This is a genomic window from Streptomyces sp. NPDC088157 (genome assembly GCF_044741545.1).
Classification (GTDB): Bacteria; Actinomycetota; Actinomycetes; order Streptomycetales; family Streptomycetaceae; genus Streptomyces.
In genome coordinates this window covers 685052-696624 of sequence record NZ_JBIUSU010000005.1, presented here as the reverse complement: position 1 = coordinate 696624, position 11573 = coordinate 685052, and the positions used below count along the sequence as shown (strand labels likewise).

Sequence of the window (11573 nt, the reverse complement as noted above, 5' to 3'; positions counted from 1 at the left end):
AGACAGCGGCTGCCAGGGCGGGCTGCTCGGCGACCTCCGGTGCCGGGGGACGGCCGATCCGCAGACGCACCGGGAGCCGATCCGGCGCGAGGTGGCGCGAGCGGCGGTCGCCGCGCGAGATCTACGGAGGGGAAGACACGTTGCCAGAGGGCGTGCGTGAGCGGCGGGTGCGGACCGGCGGGATCGAGCTGTGCGTGGCCGAGCTGGGGGACCGCGAACAGCCGACGGTCGTCCTGGTGCACGGCTACCCGGACAGCAAGGAGGTGTGGTCCGAGGTCGCTTCCCGACTGGCGGACCGCGGGTTGCACGTGGTGCTGTACGACGTCCGGGGCCACGGTCGTTCCGGCGCGCCGAAGCCGCTGCGGGGCGGGTTCACCCTGGAGAAGCTCACGGACGACTTCCTGGCGGTCGTGGACGCGGTCAGCCCGGACCGGCCGGTGCATCTCGTGGGGCACGACTGGGGCTCGGTGCAGTCCTGGGAGTTCGTGACGGTCGAGCGCACCAGGGGCCGCATCGCGTCCTTCACCTCGATTTCCGGGCCTTCCCTCGACCACTTCGGCCACTGGATCAACAAGCGTCTGGCCAAGCCCACTCCGCGCCGGGTCGCCCAACTCCTCGGCCAGGGCGCCAAGTCCTGGTACGTGTACCTGCTGCACACCCCCGCCCTGCCCGAACTGGCCTGGCGCGGCCCGCTCGGCAAGCGCTGGCCGGGCATCCTGCGGCGCATCGAGAAGGTTCCCGCCGGCGACTACCCGACACCGTCGCTGCCGTCGGACGCGGCGAACGGGGCCTGGCTGTACCGGGACAACGTACGGACCCGGCTGCGCCGCCCGCGTCCCGACGCGTACGCCCACGCGCCCGTGCAGCTCATCACGCCCTCGGCGGACCGGTTCCTGTCCGAGCGGCTGTACGACGAACTGGAGCAATGGGTACCGAGGTTGACCCGGCGCACCCTCCCGGCCGGGCACTGGATCCCGCGCACCCGACCCGACCGACTGGCTTCCTGGATCGACGACTTCGTCACGTCGGTCGAGCGGCAACGGAAGCGCGGGGCAGCGGGAGAGGGGCGGGAGAACGGCGTGGACGGGCCGGTGAGCAAGGCGGCCGACAGCCCGTACGCCGCGCGCTTCGGCGGTCAACTGGTGCTGGTCACCGGGGCGGGCAGCGGCATCGGACGGGCCACGGCGTTCGCGTTCGCCGAGGCGGGAGCACGTGTGATCGCCGTCGACCGGGACGCGGAGAGCGCTGCTCGCACCGCCGAGACGTCCCGGCTGATCGGCGCGCCCGAGGCCTGGGCGGAGGCGGTCGACGTCTCCGACGAGCAGGCGATGGAGCAATTCGCCGCGAAGGTTCACGCGGAACTCGGCGTGGTGGACGTGCTGGTGAACAACGCGGGCATCGGGCTGTCGGGCTCGTTCTTCGACACGACGCCCGAGGACTGGCGCAGGGTCCTGGACGTCAACCTGTGGGGCGTCATCCACGGCTGCCGCCTCTTCGGCCGGCAGATGGCCGAGCGCGGACAGGGCGGTCACATCGTCAACACCGCCTCGGCGGCCGCCTACCTGCCGTCCAAGGTGCTCCCCGCGTACAGCACCTCCAAGGCGGCGGTCCTGATGCTGAGCGAGTGCCTGCGCGCGGAACTGGCAGGCCAGGGCATCGGCGTCACGGCGATATGCCCCGGCCTGGTGAACACCAACATCACCGCCACCGCGACCTTCGTCGGGGTGGACGCGGAGGAGGAGCGACGCCGCCAGAAACGCTCCACGCGCGTGTACGGGATACGCAACTACCCGCCGGAGAAGGTCGCAAAGGCGATTTTGCGAGCGGTGGCGCTCAACGAGGCGGTTGTTCCGGTCACCGTCGAGGCGCGGGGCGCGTATGCGCTGGCGCGTTTCCTGCCAAGGGCGTTGAGGGCACTGGCGCGGCTGGGGCCGTCGCTGTGAGCCGCGGCACGGTCGACGTCCGGCGTCTTTGCGGGAGTTGGGAATCGGGTTGAGCAGGTCTCAGGCTCCCTACCGGAGTTCACCACACGGCCGAGCGTGTCTCCACGTGCCGCCTCGAAGGGCCGCACGGCCTGTCGAACCATGGAAGCCGAACTGGTTGGCTCTGTAGGTCTGTTGGTCGACCATGACAAGCGTCGTCACCTCGGGCTGGGCGGTCTTCCGGTGTAGACAATGCGGGCCGTAGGAGCACTGGTTGGGCCGGAGCGGGCTGTCGGCTTCGTCGCGCCGGCGTCCGAACACGTCGTGCCTGCACGGCCCTCGGACCGCTTGACCACAAGTCGTTCTCCGGCACATGACGTTGGCGAAGAGTGCCGACGCGACGGCCAGTTGTCCACAGAAACGCCAACTTGCCTGTGGATAAGTACAGTTGGTTGTGGATCAAACCTCCCCTCCAAAACGAAATGCGTGATCCGTGTCTCTCACGTCATGCTGAGCGGATGAATGAAAAGGACAGGGACGAGAGACGCACCGTGAAGGTGTCGAAGTACCTCTCGAAGCACCTGCGGCATCAGCCCGAACGCATCGGCCTCACTCTCGACGAGGCCGGCTGGGTGGAGATCGACGAGCTGATCGCGGCATGCTCCGCTCACGGCTTCCACTTCACCCGTGACGAGCTTGACCATGTGGTCGCCGCCAATGACAAGAAGCGCTTCGCGATCGACGGCACCCGGATCCGCGCCAGCCAGGGCCACAGCGTCGAGGTCGATCTGGGACTGCCCCCGGCGACCCCGCCGTCGCACCTCTACCACGGGACCGTGGACCGCTGGCTGGACGCGATCCGGGCCGAGGGCCTGCGGCCCATGAACCGGCATGACGTGCACCTCTCGCCCGACCGCGAGACCGCGACCCGCGTCGGAGCGCGTCGAGGCCGCCCGGTGGTCCTCGCCGTCGACGCGGAGGCCATGCACCGGGACGGCCATGTCTTCCGCGTCAGCGCGAACGGGGTGTGGCTGACGAAGGCCGTGCCTGCGGCCTACCTGCGCTTCCCGGAGCGGCACTGACACAGGCCTTCGGCTGCCGCACCGCGTCTCTCTTCGGCATGATCACAGGTATGGACCATCTCTCCTCCACCGAGGCCGCTGTCGCAGCCCTCCGCGCGATCGCCGCCGAGTACGCGCTCGACATCGAGGTCTCCCATGACATCGGCGCCGACCGGACCTCCCGCCGCACCTCAGCCGGTGTGGGCGTCACCACCGACCCGGACGGCTCGCTGCCGCACGAAGCCTTCGTCGAGCTCGGCGGCCGCCCCAGCGTGAGCGTGCGGCTCTTCCCCGAGGACGACGCCCTGATCACCGTCGACGGCGTGGAGTGCCCCGACATCGACCGCGACGACGTCCCCGCCTTTCTCCGCTCTCTCTACGACGGCCATGCCTGGGTGAAGGTCCGGCGCTTCCCTCCCGGCAACTTCCTGATGGTGCCGCTGCCGCAGGACCGGGTGCACAAGGAATTCATCCTCGTCGGCCTCAGCCCGTGGCTGGGCCGCCGCGCACGGTGACTGTTTCACGTGAAACACGCTCGGCCGCATACGCTCGATGCCATGAATCTGCGCCTGAGCACCGTGATCCTCCCGTACCAGCGTTGGAACCAGGGGGGCCGTTCCGCCTGGACACGGGCCGAGCAGCTCGGTTTCCACACCGCGTACACCTACGACCACCTGTCCTGGCGCACCTTCCGCGACGGCCCGTGGTTCGGCGCGGTCCCGACGCTGACCGCCGCTGCGGCCGTCACCGACCGTCTGCGCCTGGGAACGCTGGTGACCTCGCCGAACTTCCGGCACCCGGTGACCCTCGCCAAGGAACTGATCTCCCTGGACGACGTCAGCGGCGGCCGGGTGACTCTGGGGATCGGCGCGGGCGGCACCGGCTTCGACGCCACCGCCCTCGGCCAGGAACCGTGGACCCCGCGCGAGCGGGCCGACCGCCTCGCGGAGTTCGTACCGCTGCTGGACCGGCTGCTCACCGAGGACTCCGTGTCGTACGAGGGTGACTACTACTCGGCGCACGAGGCGCGGAACATCCCTGGCTGCGTCCAACGCCCCCGGCTGCCCTTCGCGGTCGCCGCGACCGGGCCCCGCGGGCTGCGGCTCGCGGCGCGGTACGGACAGGCGTGGGTGACCACCGGCGACCCCAAGCTGTACGAGGACGGCACTCCCGAGCAGTCGGTTCAGGCCATTCGCGGCCAGGTCGAGAAGCTCACCGACGCCTGCGCCGCGCGCGGGCGGGACGTGCAGGAGCTGGACAAGATCCTGCTCACCGGGTTCACCCCGGACCGCGGCCGTCCGCTGGAGTCCCTCGACGCCTTCGTCGACTTCGCCGGCCGGCACCGGGAGCTCGGCTTCACGGACATCGTGATCCACTGGCCCATCGCCGACTCCGTCTTCGCCACGGACGAGAAGATCTTCGAGCAGATCGCCATGGAGGCCCCGGCACAGCTGCGCTGACCTCGGCATCCGGTCATTCGCGCCCGCCGGGGCCTCGTGTGCGCGGGCTGGCCCACGAGCGTGCGGGCATATGCGGGAGAATGGCCCGGTGACCTCAGCGACTCGACAGCCCGAGACCCCGGCCGCCGCCCTCCCGCCGCGGCTGATCGCCACCGATCTCGACGGCACTCTGCTGCGCGACGACAAGTCGGTGTCCCCGCGCACGGTCGCCGCCCTCGCCGCCGCCGAGGAGGCGGGCATCGAGGTCTTCTTCGTCACCGGCCGCCCGGCCCGCTGGATGGACGTCGTCAGTGACCACGTCCACGGACACGGCCTGGCGATCTGCGGCAACGGTGCGGCCGTGGTCGACCTGCACGGCGGCCCCGGCGCCCATCGGTTCGTGAAGGTTCGCGAGCTGGCGCGGGAGAACGCGCTGGACGCCGTGCGACTGCTGCGGGAGGCGGCGCCCGGGACCATGTACGCCATCGAGCAGACGTACGGCTTCTACCAGGAGCCGGAGTATCCCAAGATGCACATGGAGATCCCCGACACCCTCGCGCCGGCCGAGCGGCTGCTGGCGCCGGACGCGCCCGGGGCCGGTGAGCCGGTGCTGAAAATACTCGCGTTCCACCCCACGATCGACCCCGACGCCTTCCTCACCGTCGCCCGGCTCGCCATCGGGGACCGCGCCAACGTCACCCGCTCCAGCCCCAGCGCCCTGCTGGAGATCAGCGGCCCCGACGTCTCCAAGGCGAGCACGCTCGCCCTGTGCTGCGCGGAACGCGGCATCTCCCACGAGGAGGTCGTCGCGTTCGGGGACATGCCGAACGACGTCGAGATGCTCACCTGGGCCGGCCGGTCGTACGCGATGGGAAACGCGCACCCGGACGTGCTCGCTGCTGCCTCCGGGCGGACCGTCGCCAACAACGACGACGGGGTCGCCGTCGTCATCGAGCGGCTGATCGCCGAGCGGGAGTAGCCACCCCGAGGAACGTCAGTCCTGCTCCCGCTCCACCGGCAGCCACAATTCGGCGTCGGCCTCGGTCCCGTCCGGCGACAGACGGGTGCGCAGGATCTCCGGACCCGGGCGGCCGCGGTACGGATTGGACGGGAACCACTGCGTGTACACGTCCCGCCACAGCTCCTGGATGGCCTGGGGCGCAGCCCCCGAGGCGGTGAAGACGGCCCAGGTGCCGGCCGGGACGGCCAGAGCGGCCATGCCCTCGGGGGCGGCCGCCGACGTGATCACCCCTTGGTAGTAGTCGAGTTCGGTGCCCTCGGCCCGGCTCGGATCCAGGTCGTCACAGACCGCCACCATGCCCTGCGGCTCCTGGTCCGACAGTCTCTCCAGGCGCTCCAGGGTCTGCGGGTCGATCCCGCGTACGAAGTCGATGATCGCCTGGTTCGGTCCCAAGTGCACCAAGGGCACCCGGGCCTTGAGGCCGGCGACGGCGAAGGCCGGCCGGTCAACTACGCGATAACGCATGCTGCTGCTCCCTTCGACGGTGAGGCGGAAGGTCAACCTGGGCTGTGAGACGAGCGCGGCGCCGGTGCGCCGGGCCTCGCCGGGCCCCACGCCGTGCACGGCCCGGAAGGCCCGCGCGAACGCCTCCCCCGAGCCGTAGCCGTAGCGCACCGCGATCTCCAGCAGCGACTCGGCTCCGGCGAGCACCTCGGCGCCCGCGACGGTGAGCCGTCGGCGGCGGATGTACTCCGACAGGGGCATGCCCGCCAGGGCGGAGAACATCCGGCGCAGGTGGTACTCGGAGGTGGCCGCGCCGCGCGCCAACCCCGCCACGTCGATCGACTCGTCGAGGTGACCCTCGATGTGGTCCATGGCCTGGTTGAGCCGCTCCAGCACTACCGGTCTCCTTCCGCTGTTGCGCTCACCACGCTAGGCGGCGGCCATCCTGCCTCACCCGACATCCTGTGCCCGATCGAGTCGGGTGCGCGGGAGGTGCTTCGGCCCGCGGATGCCGTGGGCGGCGGGCGACTCCCCGGGATGCCTGCGGACGCTGGGCGGCTGGGTCGGTACCCCGGACATTCCGTTGGTCTTCTCGGGGAGGTACGCCTGCGGGTGGTCCGCGGTGAGCGTGACGTCGTGCTTCGCGGGCCACCGGCCATGGCACTGGGTGGAGCAACAAGCACGATGCGCCGGTGGCGCGCACCTCCGCTGCCGAAGACCGCGGACCGGGATGTACGCCTCGTCCGGGGTGACCCGGTCGACCACGAAGTGCGGCCGCTGCCGCTCCAACCGCAAGGCACCGCGGCAGTAGCCGACCGGCACCGAGGCCGGTCAACGCTCGTGACCCGCCCGCCCGGCCCCGGTCCCGGTTCCTTTCAAGTCGTACGCCTGGGGGATGCCCCGCCCCGAGGGCTCAGCACGGCACCTGGCACAGGACGGTGGAACCCGCGCCGTCCGTCCGATGCCCGGGCCGTGCGCGCCGTCACCGCCGAGCGCCTCGGCGCGGGGCAAGGGCATCCCGAAGGGTCGCGACGAGGCTCTTGCCGAGCGTTCGGCAGGGCTCGGTGGTCATCGCACAGGCCTCGGCGGTCATCGCGCCCCCACCAGCAGCTCCGCGGCCTCCTCCCGCTCGGCCATCCTCCGCAACGGGCCCTCCGGGGCCACCAGCGCCGCGTACGTCCCCCGCTGCACCACCCGTCCCTCGTCCAGCACGATCACCTCGTCGACCGCCTCGAGACCGGCCAGCCGATGGGTGATGAGCAGGGTCGTCCGGCCCTCGGTGGCGGCCAGCAGGTCCTGGGTGAGGGCGTCGGCGGTCGGCAGGTCCAGATGCTCGGCCGGCTCGTCGAGCACCAGGACGGGGAAGTCGGCGAGCAGTGCGCGGGCCAGCGCGAGCCGCTGCCGCTGCCCGCCGGAAAGCCGGGCCCCGTGCTCACCCACGAGCGTGTCGAGTCCGTCGGGCAGCCCGTCGGCCCACTCCAGCAGCCGGACTCGGGCCAGCACGTCCCGCAGCTCCTCCTCGCCCGCCCCCTTTTTCGCGAGCAACAGGTTCTCGCGGACCGAGCTGTCGAAGAGATGCGCGTCCTGCGCGCACAGTCCGACCAGCCGGCGTACGTCGTCGCCGTCCAGGGCGGACGCGTCCACCCCGCCGAGCGTGTACGAGCCCGCGTCGGCGTCCAGGAATCGCAGCAGCACCTGGGCGAGCGTGCTCTTGCCGGAGCCGGAAGGCCCGACGACGGCGACCCTGCGTCCCTGGGTCAGGGTGAGGTCGGCTCCGGCCAGCGCGTCCCGCTCCTGCCCCGCGTGCCGGGCGGCCAGCCCCCTGAGGACCAGCGGGAAGGGCGACGCGGGCGCCTGACGGGGCCGTTCCGGCTCACGGACGGGATCGGGGGAATCCAGGACCTCGTACACCCGCTCCGCGCTCCTGCGCACCCGCTGACGGTACTGCGCGGCCAGGGGGAGACCCAGAACGGCTTCGAATGCGGCCAGCGGGGTGAGGACGACCACAGCCATGGTCACGCCGTTCAGCCGTCCGTCGGCGACCGCCTGGGCGCCCACGAGTGCGGCGGCCGTGACGGTCAGCCCGGAGACGAGCGCCGTCAGGCCGTCCCCGAGGGCGGTGGCGGTCGCGGCGCGCGAGGCGATCCGGGTGAGCACGGAGTCGGCCGCGCGCACCCCTGCGGCACGGACGGGCAGCGCGCCCGCGACAGTCAGTTCGGCGGTACCGGTGAGCAGGTCGGCCGTGCGGGTGGCCAGCACTCCCCGGGCGGGAGCGAGCCGGCGCTCGGCCCGGCGGGCCACGCCGCCGGTGACCAGGGGAACACCCACCCCGGCCGTCAGCAGCCCGGCGGCGAGTACCGCCCCGGCCTCGGGCAGCAGCCACGCCGTGAACGCGACGGACCCGGCCGAGACGACGACGGCGGAACCGGCGGGCAGCAGCCAGCGCAGCCAGTAGTCCTGGAGGGCGTCCACGTCGGCGACGAGCCGCGTCAGCAGGTCAGCGCGCCGGGCCGAGCGCAGCCCGGCGGGTGCCAGCCGTTCCAGCCGCCGGTAGACGGCGACCCGGGTGTCGGCCAGCATCCGCAGCACGGCGTCGTGCGAGACGAGCCGCTCCGCGTACCGGAAGACCGCCCGCCCGATTCCGAAGGTGCGGGTCGCCGTCACGGCCACCATCAGGTACAGCACCGGCGGCTGCTGCGAGGCCCGCGAGATGAGCCATCCGGAGGTGGCCATCAGACCCACGGCACTGCCGAGGGCAAGGCTGCCGAGCAGCAACGCGAGGGCGAAACGACCCCGTCGGGCACCGGCCATGGCGCGGACCCGGGCGAGCACGCTGCCGCCGCTCACGGCGGGCCCCGTCGCGGACCCACCGGTGACGGTCTCAGCCGCCGCCTCTTCCGGCGGGGCCGAAGGGTCCTTGGGCGCGGACTCCACCGGCGTATGTGTCTCGGCCTCGGCCAGCCGCACCACGCGGTCCGCCACCGCCAGCAGGGCCGGCCGGTGCACGACCAACACAACCGTGCGACCGGCGGCGAGACGCCGCACGGCCGCCACCACCTCCGCCTCGGTCTCCCCGTCGAGCGCGGCCGTCGGCTCGTCCAGCAGCAGCACGGGCCGGTCCGCGAGAAACGCCCTGGCCAACGCCAGCCGCTGTCGCTGCCCGGCGGACAGCCCGGTCCCGTCCTCGCCGAGCACGGTGCCGGCCCCGGCGGGCAGCGCTTCGACGAACTCCAGCGCCCCCGCGTCCGCCAGCGCCCGGCGTACGGCCGCGTCGTCTGCGTCGGGACGCGCCAGCCGTACGTTCTCCTCGATCGTCCCGGCGTAGAGGTGCGGGCGCTGTGGCACCCACGCGATCCGGGACCGCCACTGCTCCAGGTCGGCCGCCGCGAGGTCGACTCCCCCGGCCAGCACCCGGCCCTCGTCCGGCCGCACGAAGCCCAGCAGCGCGTTCAGCAGGGTCGACTTGCCCGCGCCGCTCGGTCCGACGAGCGCGACCGTCTCGCCGGGTTCGACGGTGAACGACACGTCCGTGACCGCGTCGGTGGACCGTCCGGGGTAGCGCACGGTCACGTTCTCGAAGGTCACTCCTCCGTCGGACACCACAGCCGTGCCCGACTGCGGGGCTTGCGTCTCCAGCACCGCGAAGATCTCCTCGGCGGCAGCCAGCCCCTCGGCGGCCGCGTGATACTGCGCGCCGACCTGCCGCAGCGGTAGATACGCCTCGGGCGCCAGCACGAGGATCACCAGGCCGGTGTACAGGTCCATCTCGCCGTGTACGAGCCGCATTCCGATCGTTACGGCCACGAGGGCCACCGAGAGCGTCGACAGCAACTCCAGCGCGAACGACGAGATGAAGGCGATCCGCAGCGTCCGCATGGTCGCCTGCCGGTACTCGCCCGTGATGCGCCGGATCGACTCGGCCTGCGCCTTGGCCCGCCCGAACACCTTGAGCGTGGGCAGCCCTGCGACGACGTCCAGGAAGTGCCCGGACAGGCGGGACAGCAGCTGCCACTGCCGATCCATCCGCGACTGCGTGGCCCAGCCGATCAGCATCATGAAGACCGGGATCAGGGGCAGAGTGCCGACGATGATCGCGGCGGACACCCAGTCCTCGGTCACGATGCGCGCGAGCACCGCGACCGGTACGACCACCGCCAGCCCCAACTGCGGCAGGTAGCGGGAGAAGTAGTCGTCGAGGGCGTCCACGCCCCGCGTGGCGAGGGCGACCAGCGAACCGGTGCGCCGGCCACTGAGCCAGTTCGGCCCCAACGCGGTGGCACGCTCCAGCAGCCGCCCCCGCAGCTCCGACTTGACGGCGGCACTCGCGCGGTGCGCGGCGAGTTCGGTGAGCCAGGCGACCGACGCACGGCCGGCCGCCACAGCCACCAACAGCAAGAGGGGGGTGCGCAGTTCGGTGAGGGACAGGCTGTACTGGAAGGCCCCTACCACGACCTCGGCGATGAGCATCGCCTGAGCGATGACCAGGGCCGCTCCGACGACGCCCAGGCCGACGACCGCCGCCAGGAAGAGGCGCGTGGCGCGGGCGTACCGGAGGAGACGCGGGTCGATCGGTTTCACGTGAAACACCCTCTTCTCAAAGAGCGTGTTTCACGTGAAACACGCTCCCACTCCTCATGGGGTGTGTTTCACGTGAAACACACCCCATATCAGACTCAGTGCGTGGCCTCGGCGAGGTGCTGGGTCCCGATCCGCTTGCGGAACACCCAGTAGGTCCAACTCTGGTAGAGCAGCACGAGCGGCGTGGCGATCCCCGCACACCAGGTCATGATCTTCAGGGTGTACGGGCTCGACGAGGCGTTGGTCACCGTGAGGCTCCAGTCCTCGTTGAGCGAGGAAGGCATGACGTTCGGAAAGAGCGTCAGGAAGAGCATCGCCACGGTGGCCACGATGGTGACGCCGGAGAGCGCGAACGACCAGCCCTCGCGTCCCGCCCGGTTCGCCACGAGCGCCGCGAGCAGGGCGCCGACCGCCACGAACAGGGCGGCCAGACTCTTGGCGTCACCGCTGTCGATCTGCGTCCACAGCAGGAAGACGAGGGCGAACACGGCGGTCACAAGCCCCACCTTCAACGCCAGTTTCCTTGCACGTTCCCGGATCTCGCCGACGGTCTTGAGGGCCGTGAACACCGCGCCGTGGAAGGTGAACAGCGTCAGGGTCACCAGACCGCCGAGCAGCGCGTACGGGTTGAGCAGATCCCAGACGGTGCCCACGTACTCGAAGTCGCGGTCGATCTTGACGCCCCCCACGATGTTGCCGAAGGCGACGCCCCACAGGAACGCGGGAAGGAGCGAGGTCCAGAAGATCGCGGTCTCCCAGTTGCGCTGCCAGTTCTCCTCGGGCCGCTTCACCCGGTACTCGAAGGCGACGCCCCGCACGATCAGACAGATCAGGATGAGCAGCAGGGGCAGGTAGAAGCCCGAGAAGAGTGTGGCGTACCACTCGGGGAAGGCGGCGAAGGTCGCGCCGCCCGCCGTGAGCAGCCACACCTCGTTGCCGTCCCAGACGGGCCCGATCGTGTTGATGAGCACCCGCCGCTCGGGCCGGTCGCGGGCGAGCAGCCTGGTGAGGATACCGACCCCGAAATCGAAGCCCTCCAGGAAGAAGTAGCCGGTCCACAGGACGGCGATCAGGACGAACCAGACGTCGTGCAGTTCCATGACTGTGC

Annotated in this window: 8 protein-coding genes; 5 read left to right on the top strand and 3 right to left on the bottom strand. The window is 71.3% G+C overall.

Features of this window, described 5'->3' with window-relative positions; genetic code table 11:
• Positions 1–140: 140 nt before the first annotated feature.
• The 5 genes from ACIPFH_RS23240 (at position 141) to ACIPFH_RS23220 (ending at position 5401) form a co-directional block, all read left to right on the top strand.
• Positions 141–1943 (top strand): SDR family oxidoreductase, encoded by a 1803-nt coding sequence (locus ACIPFH_RS23240; protein WP_401828944.1) that lies wholly within the window; start codon positions 141–143, stop codon positions 1941–1943.
• A 497-nt stretch (positions 1944–2440) separates the two neighbouring features.
• The gene (locus ACIPFH_RS23235; RefSeq protein WP_401828943.1) at positions 2441–3004 is read left to right on the top strand and encodes an RNA 2'-phosphotransferase; all 564 of its coding nucleotides are present in this window, start codon (positions 2441–2443) and stop codon (positions 3002–3004) included.
• A 50-nt stretch (positions 3005–3054) separates the two neighbouring features.
• Positions 3055–3498 (top strand): hypothetical protein, encoded by a 444-nt coding sequence (locus ACIPFH_RS23230; protein ID WP_401828942.1) that lies wholly within the window; start codon positions 3055–3057, stop codon positions 3496–3498.
• Between the two features lie 42 nt (positions 3499–3540).
• A complete protein-coding gene (locus ACIPFH_RS23225) occupies positions 3541–4443 on the top strand; it encodes an LLM class flavin-dependent oxidoreductase (protein ID WP_401828940.1) in 903 nt (300 codons plus the stop codon).
• A gap of 70 nt (positions 4444–4513) precedes the next feature.
• Positions 4514–5401, top strand: coding sequence for an HAD hydrolase family protein (locus ACIPFH_RS23220; protein ID WP_401828937.1), 888 nt, complete (start codon positions 4514–4516; stop codon positions 5399–5401).
• 15 nt (positions 5402–5416) lie between these two features.
• On the opposite strand, the gene ACIPFH_RS23215 is transcribed toward ACIPFH_RS23220, so the two are convergent.
• From ACIPFH_RS23215 to cydB, 3 genes are all read right to left on the bottom strand, one after another.
• The gene (locus tag ACIPFH_RS23215) at positions 5417–6283 is read right to left on the bottom strand and encodes a GyrI-like domain-containing protein (protein ID WP_401828934.1); all 867 of its coding nucleotides are present in this window, start codon (positions 6281–6283) and stop codon (positions 5417–5419) included.
• A 693-nt stretch (positions 6284–6976) separates the two neighbouring features.
• Positions 6977–10465: a thiol reductant ABC exporter subunit CydD gene (cydD, locus tag ACIPFH_RS23210; protein ID WP_401828932.1), complete on the bottom strand. Its 3489-nt coding sequence runs from the start codon at positions 10463–10465 to the stop codon at positions 6977–6979.
• A gap of 95 nt (positions 10466–10560) precedes the next feature.
• Positions 10561–11565 carry a cytochrome d ubiquinol oxidase subunit II gene (gene cydB / locus ACIPFH_RS23205; RefSeq protein WP_401828930.1) on the bottom strand — a complete coding sequence of 335 codons (1005 nt, stop codon included), beginning with the start codon at positions 11563–11565 and terminating at the stop codon, positions 10561–10563.
• Positions 11566–11573 lie beyond the last annotated feature (8 nt).